General features: G+C 71.5%; 20 protein-coding genes. 7 read left to right on the forward strand and 13 right to left on the reverse strand.

Annotation, left to right across the window (positions count from 1 at the left end; all coding sequences use genetic code 11):
- Positions 1-109 precede the first annotated feature (109 nt).
- The 4 genes from ACIQE0_RS03815 to ACIQE0_RS03830 are packed head-to-tail and all read right to left on the reverse strand — an operon-like array spanning position 110 to position 2,545.
- The gene (locus ACIQE0_RS03815; protein ID WP_402328840.1) at positions 110-877 is read right to left on the reverse strand and encodes a serine hydrolase; all 768 of its coding nucleotides are present in this window, start codon (positions 875-877) and stop codon (positions 110-112) included.
- A 47-nt stretch (positions 878-924) separates the two neighbouring features.
- Complete coding sequence (locus ACIQE0_RS03820) at positions 925-1,662, reverse strand: isocitrate lyase/phosphoenolpyruvate mutase family protein (RefSeq protein ID WP_402328842.1); 738 nt, start codon at positions 1,660-1,662, stop codon at positions 925-927.
- Complete coding sequence (locus tag ACIQE0_RS03825) at positions 1,659-2,108, reverse strand: carboxymuconolactone decarboxylase family protein (protein ID WP_402328844.1); 450 nt, start codon at positions 2,106-2,108, stop codon at positions 1,659-1,661. Before ACIQE0_RS03825 ends, ACIQE0_RS03820 begins: the two co-directional genes overlap by 4 nt.
- Positions 2,109-2,113: 5 nt before the next feature.
- Positions 2,114-2,545, reverse strand: a complete 432-nt coding sequence (locus tag ACIQE0_RS03830) for a carboxymuconolactone decarboxylase family protein (protein ID WP_366337283.1) — start codon at positions 2,543-2,545, stop codon at positions 2,114-2,116.
- Positions 2,546-2,673: 128 nt separating this feature from the next.
- Here ACIQE0_RS03830 and ACIQE0_RS03835 point away from each other — a divergent pair, with 128 nt between their 5' ends.
- Positions 2,674-4,134: a PLP-dependent aminotransferase family protein gene (locus ACIQE0_RS03835; protein WP_366337262.1), complete on the forward strand. Its 1,461-nt coding sequence runs from the start codon at positions 2,674-2,676 to the stop codon at positions 4,132-4,134.
- Positions 4,135-4,203: 69 nt separating this feature from the next.
- On the opposite strand, the gene ACIQE0_RS03840 is transcribed toward ACIQE0_RS03835, so the two are convergent.
- From ACIQE0_RS03840 to rocD, 3 genes are all read right to left on the reverse strand, one after another.
- Positions 4,204-4,743: a GNAT family N-acetyltransferase gene (locus ACIQE0_RS03840; protein ID WP_402328847.1), complete on the reverse strand. Its 540-nt coding sequence runs from the start codon at positions 4,741-4,743 to the stop codon at positions 4,204-4,206.
- Positions 4,744-4,901: 158 nt separating this feature from the next.
- Positions 4,902-5,813 carry a hypothetical protein gene (locus ACIQE0_RS03845; protein WP_366337258.1) on the reverse strand — a complete coding sequence of 304 codons (912 nt, stop codon included), beginning with the start codon at positions 5,811-5,813 and terminating at the stop codon, positions 4,902-4,904.
- A gap of 227 nt (positions 5,814-6,040) precedes the next feature.
- Positions 6,041-7,249 (reverse strand): ornithine--oxo-acid transaminase, encoded by a 1,209-nt coding sequence (gene rocD / locus ACIQE0_RS03850; RefSeq protein WP_402328849.1) that lies wholly within the window; start codon positions 7,247-7,249, stop codon positions 6,041-6,043.
- Between the two features lie 202 nt (positions 7,250-7,451).
- Between rocD and trpS the strand changes: the two genes are divergently transcribed.
- The 3 genes from trpS (at position 7,452) to ACIQE0_RS03865 (ending at position 10,491) form a co-directional block, all read left to right on the forward strand.
- Positions 7,452-8,465 (forward strand): tryptophan--tRNA ligase, encoded by a 1,014-nt coding sequence (gene trpS, locus ACIQE0_RS03855; protein ID WP_402328851.1) that lies wholly within the window; start codon positions 7,452-7,454, stop codon positions 8,463-8,465.
- Between the two features lie 161 nt (positions 8,466-8,626).
- Complete coding sequence (locus ACIQE0_RS03860) at positions 8,627-9,223, forward strand: 2'-5' RNA ligase family protein (RefSeq protein ID WP_366337252.1); 597 nt, start codon at positions 8,627-8,629, stop codon at positions 9,221-9,223.
- A gap of 266 nt (positions 9,224-9,489) precedes the next feature.
- A complete protein-coding gene (locus tag ACIQE0_RS03865) occupies positions 9,490-10,491 on the forward strand; it encodes a YihY/virulence factor BrkB family protein (protein ID WP_402328853.1) in 1,002 nt (333 codons plus the stop codon).
- Between the two features lie 94 nt (positions 10,492-10,585).
- Here ACIQE0_RS03865 and ACIQE0_RS03870 read toward each other — a convergent pair whose 3' ends face one another.
- Entirely contained in the window at positions 10,586-11,836 is a 1,251-nt protein-coding gene (locus tag ACIQE0_RS03870; protein ID WP_402328855.1) for a D-alanyl-D-alanine carboxypeptidase family protein, read from the reverse strand.
- Between the two features lie 820 nt (positions 11,837-12,656).
- Between ACIQE0_RS03870 and ACIQE0_RS03875 the strand changes: the two genes are divergently transcribed.
- From ACIQE0_RS03875 to ACIQE0_RS03885, 3 genes are read left to right on the forward strand one after another with little or no spacing between them, the layout of a single operon-like run.
- Positions 12,657-12,989, forward strand: a complete 333-nt coding sequence (locus tag ACIQE0_RS03875; protein WP_402328857.1) for a hypothetical protein — start codon at positions 12,657-12,659, stop codon at positions 12,987-12,989.
- Positions 12,990-13,007: 18 nt separating this feature from the next.
- Positions 13,008-14,261 carry a putative T7SS-secreted protein gene (locus ACIQE0_RS03880; RefSeq protein WP_402328858.1) on the forward strand — a complete coding sequence of 418 codons (1,254 nt, stop codon included), beginning with the start codon at positions 13,008-13,010 and terminating at the stop codon, positions 14,259-14,261.
- Between the two features lie 39 nt (positions 14,262-14,300).
- Entirely contained in the window at positions 14,301-14,792 is a 492-nt protein-coding gene (locus tag ACIQE0_RS03885) for a hypothetical protein (protein ID WP_402328860.1), read from the forward strand.
- A 94-nt stretch (positions 14,793-14,886) separates the two neighbouring features.
- Here the strand turns inward: ACIQE0_RS03885 and ACIQE0_RS03890 are convergent, their stop codons facing one another.
- The 5 genes from ACIQE0_RS03890 to ACIQE0_RS03910 form a co-directional block, all read right to left on the reverse strand.
- A complete protein-coding gene (locus ACIQE0_RS03890) occupies positions 14,887-15,594 on the reverse strand; it encodes a hypothetical protein (RefSeq protein WP_402328862.1) in 708 nt (235 codons plus the stop codon).
- Between the two features lie 185 nt (positions 15,595-15,779).
- Positions 15,780-16,040, reverse strand: coding sequence for an SCO4848 family membrane protein (locus tag ACIQE0_RS03895; protein WP_366337246.1), 261 nt, complete (start codon positions 16,038-16,040; stop codon positions 15,780-15,782).
- 159 nt (positions 16,041-16,199) lie between these two features.
- Positions 16,200-16,613 (reverse strand): hypothetical protein, encoded by a 414-nt coding sequence (locus tag ACIQE0_RS03900; RefSeq protein ID WP_402328864.1) that lies wholly within the window; start codon positions 16,611-16,613, stop codon positions 16,200-16,202.
- Positions 16,598-16,996 carry a hypothetical protein gene (locus ACIQE0_RS03905; RefSeq protein WP_402328866.1) on the reverse strand — a complete coding sequence of 133 codons (399 nt, stop codon included), beginning with the start codon at positions 16,994-16,996 and terminating at the stop codon, positions 16,598-16,600. The genes ACIQE0_RS03900 and ACIQE0_RS03905 overlap by 16 nt, the downstream gene beginning before the upstream one ends.
- On the reverse strand, positions 16,993-17,451 hold the full coding sequence (locus tag ACIQE0_RS03910; protein WP_402328868.1) for an ATP-binding protein: 459 nt from the start codon (positions 17,449-17,451) through the stop codon (positions 16,993-16,995). The genes ACIQE0_RS03905 and ACIQE0_RS03910 overlap by 4 nt, the downstream gene beginning before the upstream one ends.
- Positions 17,452-17,635 lie beyond the last annotated feature (184 nt).

Consider the following 17,635-nt stretch of genomic DNA (forward strand, 5'->3'; position numbering starts at 1 on the left):
GCCCGTTCTTCCGATACCCGCGTGATACCCGGGCGGGGGTGGTGTGTAGCGCGGAGCGGGCGGTGGGCCGCGGGCAATTCGACGGAGGCCGCGGATACCTGACGTCTCGTCAGGTAGGCATCTCGGCGAGGCGGTGGCGGCAGGCCCAGACGCGGGCGGAGAGGCGGGCCAGCAGGCGGGCCGCGGGGTCGCCGGTGTCCTGGCCGTTGGCCAGCGGGCCGGTGTAGCAGACGGCGAGGGCGTAGGGCGGGGCGTCCGGCGGGTGGACCACGGCGGCGCTGTGCCGGACCCCGTCGACCCAGCCGTTCTTGCTGGCCAGGCGGGTGCCCGGGGGCAGGCCCACGGCGAGGTCCACGGCGTGCGCGTTGTGCTCCAGCCGGGCCAGCACCTCCGGTTCCAGGGACGCAAGGAGCCGGATCAGGTCGCGGGGGGTGACGGTGTTGTCGATACCGGCGGCGCGGGCCGCGGCGTCCTCGATGCCGCGCGGGCTGCCGGTGGCGGCGGTCGCCCCGGCCCGCCGCCACACCTCGGCCACCGCCGCATGCCCCACCGCGGACTGGCAGAGGCTGGTGGCCAGGTTGGAGGAGTGGCTGACCATCCGCGTGGCCAGCCAGCCGAGCGGCGCGGTGCCGCCCAGCCGGGCCCACGGCTCGGGGTCGCCGTCCTCCGCGCGAGCATGGGCGTACGTCCCGCCGGCCGCCGACGGGAAGCGGTTGACCACCGGGACCTCCCGGTCGGGGTCGAGTCCGCTGCGGTGGACGGCGGCCAGGACGGCGACCTTCATGGTGCTGGCCGCGTAGTGCGGGACGTCCGCGTGGCGCAGGAGCACCGGGGGACGCTGCCAGGGGGCCACGGCGAGGGAGAGCATGGCGGTCATGGTGGCACCTGGACCGGCCGTCCGTCTCGTGCCGTCCCGGATACCGGTCAGGCGTCCCGTCCCGCCCGGAGCCGCTCCGCCACCTCGGCCAGGGTGGCCATCGCGGCGTGGTGCAGACCGCCGCCGAAGGTGATCCGGGTCGCGCCCAGGGCGCCCAGTTCGCGCGGGCCCGGGCCGCCGGCCCTCGCCAGGGCGTTGAGCGGGAGCGGGGCGACCGCGGCGAGTTCGGGGAGGACCTCGGGCGGGGCGAGGATCGGGTAGAGGCAGTCGGCGCCGGCCGCGGCGTAGTGGCGGGCCCGCTCCAGGGCCGCGTCGAGGCCGGCCTGGCCGCGCAGGAAGGTGTCGATGCGGGCGTTGACGACCAGCGCGTCGCCCGCCTCGGCCCGTACGGCGGCCAGGAAGTCGGCCTGCTCCCGCGGGTCGCGCAGGGCGCCGGTGCCGTGGTCGGAGTCTTCCAGGTTGCAGCCGACGGCTCCGGCGTCGGCGAGCCGGCCGACCAACTCCCGTGCGGACAGCCCGTATCCGGCCTCCACGTCGGCGGTCACCGGGACGTCCACGGCCCGGACGATCCGGGCGACGGCGGCGAACATCTCGTCGGCCGGGGTCGCGCCGTCGGCGTAGCCCAGGGACGCGGCGACGCCCGCGCTGGGGGTGGCCAGGGCCGGGAAGCCGGCGTCGGCGAAGACCCGGGCGGAGCCGGCGTCCCAGACGTTGGGGAGGACCAGCGGGTCGTCGGGGCGACGGTCGTGGTGCAGGGCGCGGAGCGCGGCCGCGGCGGCGCTCACATCTTCTCCCCGGGCTGCGCGCGGACCGTGACGTTGATGCGGTTCCAGTTGTTGATGGCGACGATCACGGCCAGCAGGTGGGCGAGTTCGACGTCGGTGAAGTGGGCGGCGGCCCGCTCGTAGACCGCGTCCGGGACCGAGCTCTCGGTGAGCAGCGTGACCGCCTCGGTGAACGCCAGGGCGGCCCGCTCCCGCTCGGAGTAGAGGTCGCCGGCCTCCTCCCAGGCCGGGAGCAGGTCGATCCGCTGCTGGTCGACGCCGGCCGCGCGGAGGTTCTGCACATGCATGTCGATGCAGAACGCGCACCTGTTGAGCTGGGAGGCGCGCAGCACGGCCAGTTCGGCCAGGACGTCGTCGCCCAGGCCCTTCTTGGCGGCCATGGTGAGCTTGAGCTGGGCCTGGAAGAAGGCGGGGGCGGCGCTTGAGAACGGCATGCGGTGGGTCATCGTGTTCACTCCTGTCCCGGGGTCAGGCGGGTGGTGACGCCGAAGCGGTTCCAGGCGTTGATGGTGGTGATCATGGCGATCAGCTGGGCGAGTTCGGGCTGCTCGAACTGCGCGGCGGCCCGCTCGTAGACGGCGTCCGGCACAAAGCCCTCGGTGAGGACGGTGACCGCCTCGGTGAGCGCCAGGGCGGCCCGCTCGCGGTCGGTGTAGTAGCCGGCGGCCTCCTCCCAGGCGCTCAGGAGGGCGAGCCGCTCCTCCGTCTCACCGGCCTTGCGGGCGTCGGCGAGGTGCATGTGGAGGCAGAAGGCGCACTTGTTGAGCTGCGAGGCGCGGATCTTGACCAGTTCGGCCAGGGTCGGATCGAAGCCCTTCCGGGCCGCCACCTCCAGCCCGATCATGGCCTTGTAGACCTCGGGGGCCAGCTCGGCCCAGCGCATCCGCGGGCCGTGCCGATGGCCGGCTGCGGCCGCGGTGACCTGCGGTTCCTGTCCTGTGGAAGATGCTGTCCGGTTCGTCATGCCCTAGACGCTACGGCGTGACTGGCACAGGAGTATGGTCCACTTCCATGGAGAAATCGCGGGCCACTTTCGGGCGGGATCTGCATCTGGACCTCGACGGGCCGGGCGGGCTGCGGGCCTCCTTGATGGCCGCGCTGCGCGAGGCCGTGCGGTCCGGGCGACTGGCCCCCGGCACCCGGCTGCCGTCCTCCCGTTCGCTCGCCGCCGACCTCGGTATCGCCCGCAACACCGTCGCCGACGCCTACGCCGAACTGGTCGCCGAGGGCTGGCTCCGCGCCCGCCAGGGCTCGGGCACCGAGGTCGCCTGGGGGGACCTCCCGGACGGAATCCGCGGCCGGGCCCTGCCGCGCGCCGGCCGCCCGGCGCCACGGCGCGCCCCGGCCCCGCCGTCCCCGCCCGCCGCCCGTCCGCGCTTCGACCTCACCCCCGGCACCCCGGACGTCTCCTCCTTCCCCCGGAGTGCCTGGCTGGCCGCGGCCCGCCGGGCGCTGACCGCCGCGCCCAGCGAGGCGTTCGGATACGGCGATCCGGCGGGCCGCCCGGAGCTGCGCGCGGTGCTCGCCGACTACCTCGCCCGGGTGCGCGGGGTGCGGGCCGACCCGGAACGGATCGTGATCTGCGCGGGGTTCATGCAGGGGCTGGGGCTGGTGAGCCGGGCGCTGAAGGCCCGCGGCGGCGCCCCCGGCCGGGTCGCCACCGAGTCCTACGGGCTGCCCTTCCACCGCGACGTCCTCACCCGCGCCGGGCTGGGCACCGTCCCGCTGCCGGTCGACGCGGACGGCGCGGACACCGGCGCACTGGCCGCTCTGGACCCGCTGCGGGCGGCCCTGCTCACCCCCGCGCACCAGTTCCCGATCGGCGTCCCGCTGCACCCCGACCGGCGGGCCGCGGCGGTCAACTGGGCGCGGGCCACCGGGGGTTACATCCTGGAGGACGACTACGACGGCGAGTTCCGCTACGACCGGCAGCCGGTCGGCGCGCTCCAGGGGCTCGACCCCGACCACGTCGTCTACCTGGGCACCGCGAGCAAGAGCCTGGCCCCGGCGCTGCGGTTGGCGTGGATGGTGGTGCCGGACCGGTTGATCGACCGGGTACTGGAGATCAAGTCGACCGGTGAGTGGCAGTCCGGGGCGCTGGACCAGCTCACCCTGGCCGAGTTCCTGTCCTCGGGGGCGTACGACCGGCATCTGCGCGGGATGCGGCTGCGCTACCGGCGGCGGCGCGACCATCTGGTCGCCGCGCTGGCCGAGCGCGCCCCGCACGTCCATGTCTCGGGCATCGCCGCCGGACTGCACGCGGTGCTGGAACTCCCGCCGGGGACCGAGCAGTCCATCGTGCAGGCCGCGCTGTGGCAGGGCCTCGCAGTGCACGGACTGACGGAGTTCACCGACCCGGCGGGGCCCGCGCTCGCCCGCGACGCGCTGGTCATCGCCTACGGCCGGCCGCCGGAGCACTCCTTCTCGGCCGTACTGGAGGCGCTGCTGCGGGCGTTGCCGGCGGGGGAGTGAGGGGCGGGGCGGGGGCCCGCCTCCCCTCCCCCGCCTGCCCGCCCGCCCGTTGCTCACAACTCCCTTCGCTCACAACTCCCGTACGAACAAGACTCGGTCGAGCCCCGACCCGTCGTAGTCCCGGTGAACGGGCGTCCCGGCCTCGTCGACGTAGTCACCCGGCTCCAGCCGGAAGCCCATCCGGGTGTGGTACGCGATCGAATTGCGGTTGTTGGGGCTGGTGATGCACCGTATGCGACGCCGCCCCGCCTCCTGAGCGAGCGCGAAGAACCGCCGGTAGAGCGCGCTGCCGACGCCGCTGCGGGTGCCGTCCGGGCACACCCCGACGAAGTGGATGTAGGCGGTCTCCGGGTCGCTCTGCGAGAGGAAGCCGATCAGGAAGGCGTGCAGGGTGCCGTCGGCCCGCTCGACGAGGAAACTGGTGTCGGCGAAGTGCTGGAGGAACAACCGCGGTACCAGCGACTGCCGTTGCCGCGCGCCCGCCTCGCCGCCCAGCCCGCCCCACCAGTCGGCCAACGCCACCCGGATCCGCGCGTGATCCGCCGGTGTCGGGTGCCGCAACGCCAGTCCGGCCGCCAACTCGCCTGTTTCCAAGGCACCTTCCGTCATACCGTCCTCCTCCGTCCGCGCTGGGATGTCGCTGGGTATCTCCCGGGAGATCTCACTGGGAATCTCGTTCGGGATCTCGCTGGCGCCAGACTACGGGGCGCTCGGCCGGCGGAGCAGGGCCTGTGGACAGAGCCTGTGGACAGAGCTTCCCAGGCTCCTCAGGGCCGTTCTGCCACCACCGGGACGGTGCCGGGATCGGGGTCGGTGCCGGCGGCGATCGTGGCGGCGTCCGGGCGTTCCTCCGCCGGTGCCTCGCCGAAGCGGGCCAGGGCGAGCGCCCCCGCGACGGCCAGCGCGAAACCGGCGACGGTCAGCGGGGTCAGCCCGTCGCGGGTGCGGTCGCCGAGCCAGGCGACGCCGACCACGGCCGGGCCGAGGGTCTCGCCGATCACCATGCCGGCGGTGGCGGTGGTGACCGAGCCGCGCTGGAGGGCGGAGGTCAGCAGCAGGAAGGCGGCGGCCCCGCCGATCAGCAGCGCGTAGGTGGCCGGGTTCGTCAGCAGTGCGGCGGGCCGGAACCCGTCGATGAGCCGCACCGCGACCTCGACGACACCGAAGCCGAGGCCCGAACCGAGGCCGAGCACGGCGGCCCGGGAACGGCCCGGCAGCCGGCCGGCCAGCGCCCCGACGGCCAGCACCGCGACCGCGACGGCCAGGACCCCCAGGCGCAGCGCGGTGGTGCCCGGGCGGTGCCCCTCCGCCCCGGACGACAGCGCCAGCAGGGCCAGGCCGCCGCAGACCACCGCGACGCCGACCCATTCGGCGCGCTTGAGGCGGGTGTGGAGGACGGGGGCGGCGACCACCGCGGTCACCGCGAGCGTCGCCGCCAGCGCCGCGCCGACCGTGTAGATCGGCAGCGTCCGCAGCGCCACCAGCTCCAGCAGGAACCCCAGGCCGTCCAGCGACAGCCCCAGCAGGTACCGCCACTGGGTCAGCACCCGCAGCAGCAGCCTGGCGTCGACGCCGGAACCGGTACCGGGCAGGGTGTCCCGTGCGGCCACGGCCTGGAAGACGGAGGCGGTGCCGAAGCACACCGCGGACGCGAGGGCACAGATCATCCCGAGGAGCATGGCCCGACTGTACGGGGGCGCCGGGGAGCGGGGCACGGCTTCCCCGGGAGCGGGCGCGACGGCGGGAGGGCGGGCCGGCGGGGCCGCGGGCCCGCGGAGCGGCGGGTGGCAACGAGCGGCCGGGGTGCGTTCCGCCGGCCGCCCGCTGCACGGGGGCGGGTGCCCGTCCGGGGCACGGGTCCCGGACGGGCCGGTCGCCGGACGGCAGCCGGGAGCGACGACGTGCCCTACGCGCCGAGTACCGCCCGCAGTTGGCCGAGCCCCCAGTCCAGGTCCTCCTTGCTGATCACCAGTGGCGGGGCGATCCGGATCGTCGGGCCGTGGGTCTCCTTGACCAGGACGCCGCGGGCCAGCAGCCGTTCCGAGACGGCCCGGCCGTCGCCGCGCGAGGGGTTGATGTCCACCCCGGCCCACAGGCCGCGCCCGCGGACCGCGTCCACCGCACCGCCGCCCACCAGCGGCGCCAGTACGCGGTGCAGGTGGGCACCGAGCTCGGCGGCCCGCCGCTGGTACGCGCCGGTGCGCAGCAGCGCGATCACCTCCAGGCCGACCGCGCAGGCCAGCGGGTTGCCGCCGAACGTCGAACCGTGCTCGCCGGGCCGGAAGACCCCCAGCACCTCGCGGGACGACACCACCGCCGACACCGGCACCACCCCGCCGCCCAACGCCTTGCCCAGGACGTACACATCGGGCACCACGCCCTCGTGCTCGCAGGCGAAGGTGGTGCCGGTGCGGCCCAGCCCGGACTGGATCTCGTCCGCGATGAAGAGCACGTTCCGGGCCCGGGTCAGCTCGCGCACGCCGAGCAGGTAGCCCGGCGGCGGCACCCGGACGCCGGCCTCGCCCTGGATCGGCTCCAGCAGCACGGCGACGGTGTCGGCGGGGTCGACGGCCGCGTCCAGGGCGGCCAGGTCGCCGAAGGGGACGAGGGTGAAGCCGGGGGTGTACGGGCCGAAGTCGGCGCGGGCCTCGGGGTCGGTGGAGAAGGAGACGAGGGTGGTGGTCCGGCCGTGGAAGTTCTGCTCCGCGACGACGATGCGCGCCCGGCCGTCGGGGACGCCCTTGACCCGGTAGCCCCATTTGCGGGCCGTCTTGATCGCGGTCTCCACCGCCTCCGCGCCGGTGTTCATCGGCAGCACGAGTTCCATCCCGCACAGCTCGGCGAGCTGGGTGCAGAAGTCCGCGAAGCGGTCGTGGTGGAAGGCCCGGGAGGTCAGGGTGACCCGCTCCAACTGGGCCCGGGCCGCTGCGAGCAGACGGGGGTTGCGGTGGCCGAAGTTGAGCGCGGAGTACCCGGCGAGCAGGTCGAGGTAGCGGCGGCCGGCCACATCGGTCATCCAGGCGCCGTCGGCGGTGGCCACGACGACGGGCAGCGGCTGGTAGTTGTGCGCGCTGTGGGCCTCGGCGGCGGCGACGAGCGCTTCCGTGGACGTCACGGGCGACTCCGTCCGACGGGCCGGGCCGTCCGACCCGACCGTACGAGTACGTGCCCCCCTGCTCTCCCTACTGCTGTCCTCTGTCCTCTGTCCTCTGTCCTCATTGTCGCGCCGGCGGCCCGCCGTCCGCAGGCGACCGCCCCGCCGGGGACCGCCCCGCCCCCGCGCCCCCACGCCCCGCGGACCTGAGAGAATGAATGCCATGGCTCTCCAGCATCCGCGTGTGCTCTCCGGTATCCAGCCCACTGCCGGCTCCTTCCACCTCGGCAACTACCTCGGCGCGGTGCGCCAGTGGGTGGCCATGCAGGAGTCCCACGACGCCTTCTACATGGTCGTCGACCTGCACGCGATCACCATTCCGCAGGACCCCGAGGAGCTGCGCCGCAACACCCGGGTCGCCGTCGCGCAGCTGCTGGCCGCCGGTCTGGACCCCGAGCGCTGCACGCTCTTCGTCCAGAGCCACATCCCCGAGCACTCCCAGCTCGCCTGGGTCATGAACTGCGTCACCGGCTTCGGTGAGGCGTCCCGGATGACGCAGTTCAAGGACAAGTCGGCGAAGCAGGGCAGCGACCGCACGACGGTGGGCCTGTTCACCTACCCCGTCCTGATGGTCGCCGACATCCTGCTGTACCAGGCCGACCAGGTCCCGGTCGGCGAGGACCAGCGCCAGCACCTGGAGCTGACCCGCGACCTCGCGGACCGCTTCAACACCCGCTACGGGGACACCTTCACGATCCCCAACCCGTACATCGTCAAGGAGACGGCGAAGATCTTCGATCTTCAGGACCCGTCGATCAAGATGAGCAAGTCGGCCTCCTCGCCGAAGGGCATCATCGACCTCCTCGACGACCCCAAGGCCACCGCGAAGAAGATCAAGAGCGCCGTGACGGACACCGACACGGTGATCCGCTTCGACCGCGAGGCCAAGCCCGGCGTCAGCAACCTCCTCACCATCCTGTCCACCCTCACCGGCCGCGACATCCCGTCGCTGGAGCGCGACTACGAGGGCAAGATGTACGGCGCGCTCAAGTCCGACCTGGCCGAGGTGATGGTCGACTTCGTCACGCCGTTCCGGACGCGTACGCAGGAGTACCTCGACGACCCGGAGACGCTGGACACGATCCTGGCCAAGGGCGCCGAGAAGGCCCGTTCGGTGGCGGCGGAGACGCTGGCCGCCACCTACGACCGGATCGGGTTCCTGCCGGCCAAGCGCTGACCGCAGAGGCTCGAAAGGCCGGGGACGTGCCCGTCGGCACCGTCCCCGGCACACTGGGAGGGGTGCGCGCCCCGCAGGCGCGCACCGGCACGTCAGCGCACGTCAGGACTTCCGCGCCAGGACACACGTCAGGGCGCACACACGTCAGGAGGGAGAACGCAGTGGGGACCGTCACGCTCGGCGTTTCGCTCGCGGTGCCGGAGCCGCACGGCAGCTTCCTCCAGCGGAGGCGCGAGGGCTTCGGCGACCCGGCCGCTCACGGCATCCCCACCCACGTCACCCTCCTCCCGCCGACCGAGGCGGAGGCCGAGGCGCTGCCCGGCATCGAGCGCCACCTTGCCCGGGTCGCCGCCGCCTGCCGTCCGTTCCCGCTCCGGCTGGAGGGGACCGACACCTTCCGGCCGCTGTCGCCGGTGGTCTTCGTCAAGGTCGTCGAGGGAGCGGCCGACTGCGCCGCCCTCCAGGAGCGGATCCGCGCCGCGTCCGGGCCGTGCGCCCGCGAGCTCCAGTTCCCGTACCACCCGCACGTGACGGTCGCGCACGCCATCGACGAGGCCGCCATGGACCGCGCCCAGACGGAGCTGGCGGACTTCTCGGCCGCCTGGACCATCAACGGCTTCGCCCTCTACGAGAAGGGCGACGACGAGGTCTGGCGGTTCCAGCGGGAGTACCCGTTCGGGGCCGGCGGCGGCGCGGTGACGGTGCCCCGGCAGGCCACCGAGGCCGAGCTGTCGCAGCCGTCCGCCACCTCCCACTGAGCCGCCCGCGCGCCCGCTCACCCCGGTAGCGCACCCGCCGCACACCCGCGTCGCGGCGCGGCGGGTAGCCGCCGTCTTCCCGGGTAGCCGGAAGCTAGTGTTCCGGATCAATCGGAACGGCCGGCGCGGCCACGGGAGGGCATACGGGGATGACGGGCGGACGGGACAAGCGGGGGAACGACGGGGACGGTGCGCCCCCGGAGGACGAGGGCCGGAGCCAGGATCAAGGCCGGGGCCAAGGACAAAGCCAGGGCCGGAGCCGGGACATGGACCGGCACGCGGCGACGACGGCGAATTCGTCGAAGACAGCGGACAGGGCGAACGACGCGGACGGCGCGCCGCAAGGATCGACGTCCGCTACGGCCGACGCCGGCCCCCTGGGCTGGGTCACCGGGCTCCCGGTCATCGGCCCGCGGCTCGCCCCCGCCGTCCACCGGCTGCTCACCACCCATCTGTGGCGCGCCTACGACCGGATGCTGACGGTGCACTGGACCCGGCTGGCCGCCGCCATCACGTTCACCAGCTTCATCGCGCTCTTCCCGCTGCTGACCGTCGCGGCCGCCATCGTCGCCGCCGCGCTCGGCGACCGCCAGGTGCACCACCTGGAGGCCAAGCTCGCCGAGCAGGTCCCCGGCATCGCCGCCCAACTCGACCTCGCCGGGCTGGTGAAGAACGCCGGCACGGTCGGTCTGATCGCCGGTGGCGTGCTGCTGTTCATCGGCATCGGCTGGGTGCAGTCCCTGCGCGACTGCCTGCGGGCGGTGTGGGAGGCGCCCGACGACGACACCAACTTCCTGCTCGGCAAGGTGCGTGACGGCGGGCTGCTGCTCGGCCTCGGTGCGGTCGCGGTGGTCTCGGTGGGCTGCTCGACGTTCGCGGCCGCGGCGGTCGACTGGGCGGTTGCGGCGATCGGGGTGCCCAAGGGCGGCGCGGTCAGCGTCCTGCTCTCGGTCGCCGGGTTCTGCATCGGGGTGCTCGCCGACTTCCTGATGCTGGCCTACGTCCTGACCAGGCTCGCCGGGGCCCGCCCGGCGCGCCGCGCCCTCGTGGTCGCCGGCCTGATCGGCGCGGTCGGCTTCGAACTCCTCAAGCTGCTGCTCAGCGGCTATCTACGGGGCGTCGCCGCGCGCAGCATGTACGGCGCCTTCGGCACCCCCGTCGCACTGCTGCTGTGGATCAACTTCACCGCCAAGCTGCTGGTCTTCTGCGCGTCCTGGACGGCCACCCACCGCCCGGCCCCGGAGCCGGCGCCCGCCGGGCGCACCTGAGCGGCCGGGCCCCGCGGCCGGTGCCGCCGCGGTCTATGCCAAGGGCCGGGCCGCGCAACAGCAGCGGCCCGGCCCCTCCCCCCGCTTCCGTCCGTTACTTCTTCCGCTGGTCCCCGTCGGCACCGCCCCGGCGCCCCTGCACCGCCTCCGGCAGCGGCCGCCGCCGACGGACCAGGAACGCGACCCCGCCCAGCAGGACCACCGCGCCCGCGCCGATCCCGGCCGCGGTCCACGGCCCGCCCCAGCCGCTCCCGGAGTTCAGCGCGGCCTGCGTCTGCTGGTCACCGTTCTTCGCGCCGCCGGCGCCCTCGCCCTCACCCGAGCCCTTCGGCCCGACGAGGTGGCCGACCGGCTGCACCTTGCCGTCCGCGGCGAAGCCCCAGTCGAAGAGCTTGGCGGCCTCCCGGTAGGCCTCGTTGTGCTCCTTCTTCTCGGGGTTCATCACGGTGACCAGCAGCTTGCGGTCACCGTGCTGGGCGACCCCGGTGAAGGTCGAACCGGCGTTGGTCGTCGAACCGTTCTTCACGCCGGCGATGCCCGGGTACGGCTTGATGTCGTAGTCGCCGCTGAGCAGCCGGTTGGTGTTCTGGATGCCGAAGGTGTCGCGCTTGCCGTCCTTCCCGGTCTCCCCCGGGAACTGCGCGCTCGCCGTGGAGCAGTACTCCCGGAAGTCCGCGTTCTGGAGTCCGGCCCGCGCGAACAGGCTCAGGTCGTAGGCGCTGGACACCTGTCCCGGCGCGTCATAGCCGTCCGGCGTGACGACGTGGGTGTCGGTGGCGTTCAACTCCTTGGCCCGCTGCTGCATCTGCTTGACCGTCGCCGCCGTCCCCCCGTTCATCGCCGAGAGGGTGTGCACCGCGTCGTTCCCGGACCGCAGGAAGACCCCCAGCCACAGGTCGCGCACGGTGTAGGTGAGGTTCTCCTTTATCCCCACCAGGCTGCTGCCGGCGCCCATCCCCGCCAGGTCGGCCGGCTTGACCGTGTACTTCTGGGTCTTGGGGAACTTCGGCAGCACGGTGTCGGCGAACAGCATCTTCAGCGTGCTGGCCGGCGCCAGCTGCCAGTGCGGGTTCTTGGCGGCCAGCACCTCGCCGGTCTCGGCGTCCGAGACGATCCACGCGCGGGCGGTGATCTCCTTCTCGTCCGGGAGCTTGGGCGCACCCGCCTTGGACTGCACCTGGACGCCGGGCTGCCCCAGTCGCTCCCCGCCGACCTGCGACATCTTCACGGGCGGCGCGGGCACCTTGGGCGCCTGCCCGCCGTCCTTGGGATCGGCGTACGCGGTGCCGGCCAACAGCGGTGACACCAATAGCGCGGAGGACGCCAACGCGGCGACGGTACGCACGGCTCGGACGGTGGACGGGGACGTGTGGGCACTCAAGGTCGTCGGCACGTCCGTGAACGTACCCGGCCCCGGCCGCGTCCCGGAACGCACCCCACGGAAGAGTGCCTTTCCGAACGGCTGGATGGAGCCGCGGCCGGTACGGGGGCCCTCGCCGCCTGCTCCCCCGGCCTCCTGGTTCTCGCGCGCCTCCGCGGAGCGTCGGTCCATCTCGTTCACCTTTCGCACACCCCTGACCTCGCCCCGCGGCCTCGACGAAACAGCAGGTCAGAGCACCCAACACCGTGATCTGTCCGTGGACGGCCAGCACCCGCGCCCCGGCCGCGAACGCGACACCGCGGCAACCGGAATCGACAGGCAGTCCACACAGGCACAAAGACGAGCACCGACCCGACACGGATCCCTCAGCGGCCATTCCGGGATGTGAATCACTTTGCGGACGTGGTGGGGCGGAGCTGGGACGGGGTGGGGACGGGTGGCGCCACCTGCATCCCGGGCGTTCGTGAGAACCCTTGTGTCGGCTCGCTGTCCGGCCGACGCCTGGAGGGGCGTGGCACCGCCTCCAGGAACGGCCCGGAGCGGGAAGTCTTCCGGGTAACGACCTCCCCAAGGGGAGGTAATGCAGCATCAGCCGCATCAGCTGGCGCCGACTCTTTCCGGAACACGGCAAACCAGCATCCCATTCACCTGTCTTCCGCGCCCAACTAGGCACCGCTTTCCAACAATTGCGTATCCGGGGATTCACAGACAGTGATACGGTCTCCCGACGGGAGCGGCAACTCACCTGCCGATTACGGCATTTCCAGGGGGCAGTGGCACGAGCATGGGTGCGAACAGTGATGGCTTTCATGCCGATCCGGAAGATCTCAGGGGCGGCGCATCGGACATTCGGAAATGTCTGGAACCGGCGAAAGATATCGATTTCGGGGATCTGAACGACAGCTTCGGAGAGTCCGATCAGGGCGACCTGCTCCTCGCCGGGAAGTTCGAAAAGTTCTGCGACACCTGGGACGTGGCCCACGTGAAGCTTGAGGACAGCTCGGAGGACTCGGCGGACAAGCTCGAAGTGATGGCCCAGAACTACGAGCAGGCGGACGCCTTCGCGGAGGGGCGCCTGATGCCGCCCGGCATGGGGCCGCTCGGCGTGGGTCAGTAGGGACGGCGGGGGAAAGACATGACGGCAGAGCTGGGCGAGACCACCGACCCCAAGGAGCTCATCCCCGGGAACGCGGGGACCTTGGAGGCGGTCGCGGGGACGCTGCGGAAGCACTCCGGAAAATTCGAGGACGTCGGGAACAGGCTGGGCGGCGTCCGCATCTCCGACTGGTCCGGGAAGGCCAGTGACGAGTTCTGGGAGAGCTTCTCCGGCGAGAAGAAGAAATGGCTCTACGCCTCCGATGCGATGTCGGACGCGGCCTCGACGGTCAGCAAGTACGCCACGGCGCTCAGCGCGGCGCAGCAACAGGCCGCAGAGGCCATCGAGTTGTGGCTTGACGGCGACAAGGAGCAGGCCCAGACAACGTTGCAGAATGCCCGCCAGTACCTGCACGACGAGGGCCAGGCAGCGGGGAAGAAGCTGGCGGACCTGGCGGGCGGAGCTTCCGACGCACCTGACTGGCTGGATCGGGCGAGTAAAACCGCCGAACAGCAGAAGGAGACGGGGAAGTCCACTCGGGAGTGGAAGACGTGGCATGAGTCCGAGGAACTGCACAAGCGGGAAGGGAACGAGAGGGGGAAAAGGGGCTGGCAAAAAGCCACCGAACGGCAGCCCGACCAGCGGCCCGGCGGCAAATCCTGGGAAGCCAAGCTGTGGGAGCGGAAGGGCGAAGAGAAGGTATGGGGCAAAGAGGCCAGCGGTGAGAAGCAGCTCGGAGACGACGCAAAGGTCTCCGGAAAAGTCGAAATCAAAACCCTCGGGGTGGAAGGCGCCGTAGGCGTCTCCGCCAAAGACGGCAATCTTGAAGCCAAACTAGGCGGGTCCGCCTATCTCGGCAAGGCGTCCGCAGAGGCCGGCTTCGACTACGGCGCCGCATCCGCCAAGGTGGACGGCTCGGCATTCGCCGGCGCTGAGGCGTCGACGACGGCTTCCATCGGCAACAAGGGCGCGCACCTGGGGGCGGAGGCATTCGCCGGGGCCAAGGCGACAGTGGGCGCCCATGCGGACGTTGGCGGCATTGGGGCCGGTGTCAATGCCGAGGGGTGGGCCGGCGTCGGCGCCCACGCCAATTTGGATGCCGGAATGAAGGGCGACAAATTTGTCATTGGCGGCTCAGTGGGCGTGGGGCTCGGACTCGGCGGCAAGGTCGGCGGGCAGATAGAAATCGACACGGGCAAGATCACGGACACGGTTGAAGATGTCGCGGATGCGGTCGGCGACGGCCTCGAAGCGGTTGGCCACGGGTTGAAATCACTCAACCCCTTCGGATGACGTTAGCCTCGAATCCTGACACTAGGGAGTTGATCCACGATGGCGACCACGCTGCCGGTGAAGATCGAGTTTTCACTGCCGGAGGGTTGGCAGCCGGCGCCCCCCGATGAGGTGGGCGCCCCCGGAGTGGCTTTTGTCGCGCTCCACCCCGAGTCGCGGGACGGGTTCACCGCGAATATCACCATCGCCGGAAAGTTGCGGGACGAAACCGACCTGGCGGCAATCGCCGAGGAGTCGGTCCAGCGGCTGCGCGAGGCGGCGACGATCCAGGTCGTCGAGCGAAAGCAGGTGGGAAACCCGGAAGCTCCGGCCCTGACCCAGACACTGCGCATCTCCACCTCGCTGCACGGGCGACTGCTGGATTTGGTCCAGAGCCAGGTCTACCTGGTGATGCAGGACGTGCACGACCCGTCCCAATGCGCAGTGATCGAGATTGCGTTGACGGCCAAGCCGACCCAGCTCGATCTGGTCGCAGAGGACTTCAAGGACTTCGTCCGGTCTCTCCGTCCGGCGGCCTCTGACGCAGCTTGAGTCTCATGGCGCCTCTGCGCTCACGGGTGAGCCCCTCGCGGATCAACATCCGCGAGGGGCTCACCCATGAGTACGCGTCCACGCGATCCGGCTCTCACCCCTGCGTCGGCAGGTGGTCCAGGACATCGCACAGATAGTTCAGCTTCGCATCGACCTGCTCCACCCGAAGTCGTGCCCTGTACGTGGTGGAAAGGGCTTTCCCTTTGAACAGAAGGGGCTCATGCGGGGCCCGCGGATCGGCAACGAGGAACTGTGCCAAACCACTGGTCAAGACGTGTCGCGCAAACTCCTCGTCATGGCTGATGACGCGAAACGCCTCGTCGAATGCGGGATCACCCAGCTCCACGACCTTCTCGGCGGAGAAGAAAAGGGAGCCCAACGTATCCAGTGGACGGCGCCGCCCAATGGTCGTGATAGGTGCGGTCATCGGCAGATCCACCTCGAACGTCACTTGAAACAGCGTCGAGTCCGGGCCGTCCGAACTGACCGATCGGGACCGCTTCTCGAAGCAGCGAAAGGAACGCCCACGGAACGTGCCGGCTATGAAATCATAGACGGGGATGTCATACACCCTCACCCGTTCTGCAACTTTCCCAGTGAAATAACGCCCTCTCTTCTTCTTCGCGAATTCTGTGTAGCTCCACCCCCGCTGCGTGGCGAAATGGATGAGCTCCTTCAGCTGTTCGCGATTCCGCCCCTCCTTCCTGCTCGTCCACCAACCCCAGCCGACGAGGCCGAAGATGGTGGCTATGAACAGGAACATTGCGATTGGAGCGATTACGTTCCACATGCCATTGCTCACGCTGCACGAGTATGGCGCATGACGCAACGCACCGCACCCCTAGGGGCGTTACGAGCACGTCGCGCCATCTGGGCATCTACACACCGGACTTGAGCGTCGGCCGCCATGTATCCACTTAGGAGAATCTACTGGGGGGACCCTCCGTAATTCGGTAACTGCGCTGCGGAGTATGGACGTTGACAGAGTCAGCTCTCCGTCGTCGTGGTGGCTCGCTCCGCGCGCAGGGCTCGCAGGCCGCGGAAGCCGATCACGCCGATGGCCGTGCCCAGGGCGAACGAGGTGATGGCCAGTGCGAGGTGGATCCAGAAGTAGGCGGTGGGGTTGCCGTGGTCGAAGGCCAGCCCGCTGGCGTCCTTGCTCAAGTTCTTGACGAAGGTGATCCACACCATCCACGACCAAGCGCCGAAGGCGAGGAGGAACCAGGAGACGGGGCGGCTGAGCTTCATGGGGGGTGTCCTCTGCTGCGGGGGAGCCTTGCCCTGCCAAGTATCCGCGATCGGTCCGGGAAGCATCTGGGCCCTCCGTCGGAGGCGGCGGAAGACCAGGTCAGAAGGGGCGGAGGTGGACCGGCGGGGTGCCCGGCAGCCGCACCCGTCGCGCAATGATCACCGCCGCACGGCAGCGCCGAAGCCCTGCTCATGGCCGTCGCCGCACCGCCCCCTCGGCCCCGTGCGGCTGACGACCGTAAGAAAGAGCACCGGCGTCGCCGACCACTCCACCCACGTCCCGCCGCAGTGGAGCGCCAGCCCGCAGGGCTCGCCCCGGTGCAGCGCGGCCACCGCGCCCAGGCGCCCCCCACCTGCCACTCCGCGCAGCGCCCGCTCCCCCGCCCGTTTGGGCAGCCCGGCCGCCAGCCGACGGGCGTCCGCGTTGATCAGCCGGACGGCGCGCAACGGGCCGTCGACCGCGCAGGCCGTCCACCCGGCCACCTCGTCCGCGTGCACCGAGCGGTACACGGTCCGCTCGCACCAGATCCCCGGCACCACCGCCGGGCCGGTCCGCATCATGCCGCCAGCCATGCGGCCTCCCGCTCCTGCGGCATGCCCCTTCCGGCGCCGCGCACCGCCCCGTCCCGGTATGCACCGACGGCGAGGCCGCCCGGCCGGGCAACGAGTGCGTACGTACACCCGTCGGCATCAACGACCGTTAGTGATAAGGGGGTTCCCGCCACCAGCGCGCCCACCGCCGCCTCGAACGCGGCGCGCTCGCGGAGCCAGGCCCGCACCCCGCCACCGTAGGGCGCCCCTAACTGCTGCCCCGCCTGCTCCGCCCGCGTCCGCATCCACCGCACGGCCCGGCGCGGCGAGTACGAGACCAGACCCCCGAGGTCGATCGGCGGCCCGGAGGGCGGGTGGGCGATCAACTCCGCCTGATAGACGGCCACTTCGCCGTACGCCGTCACGGCAGACCCGGGGCGGGCAGCGCCAGTTCGACCCACACGGTCTTTCCGGTGCCGTCCCGCACCACTCCCCAACCACTCGCCAAGGCGCCCACGAGCACCAAGCCACGACCACATTCCGCTTCCTCCTCGATACCTTTCGCCTCGCTGACCACGGGCTCCCCGTCGCTCATATCGCGCACCTCCAGCCGCAGCCGCCCGCCCACCAACGCGAACCGGACCCCGATCGCCGGTACGGGGCGGCCGGGCGACGCGGCGTGGGCCCGTACGGCGTTGGTGACCAGCTCCGACGCCAACAGCACGGCGGTGTCGGCGAGTTCGGCCCCTATGCGCCAGGCGCGGAGTTGACGCCGAAGCTCCCGCCGCGCCCACCCGACGCTCCGCGCATGGGCGGGAAGCCGGTAGGCGACTACGGGGGCGATGGGCGGAGTTGCTACGAACCGGGCGCGTGCGGACATGGCTATCCCCTTGGTGCGCATGACGGAGCAATGTCACTACGCAACGCGTTCAGCCGCGTTCGCTGCGTGACGCGGCTCACGCTAGACCAGCTCACCACGAGTCGGCAACCCTCTCGTGCGCAACTTGCGGATGCAGCGTGTAATCAAACAGACTGGCTCTGTCACGACTCAACGCGGCACACTG

This window comes from Streptomyces sp. NPDC093097 (genome assembly GCF_044754325.1).
GTDB lineage: Bacteria > Actinomycetota > Actinomycetes > Streptomycetales > Streptomycetaceae > Streptomyces.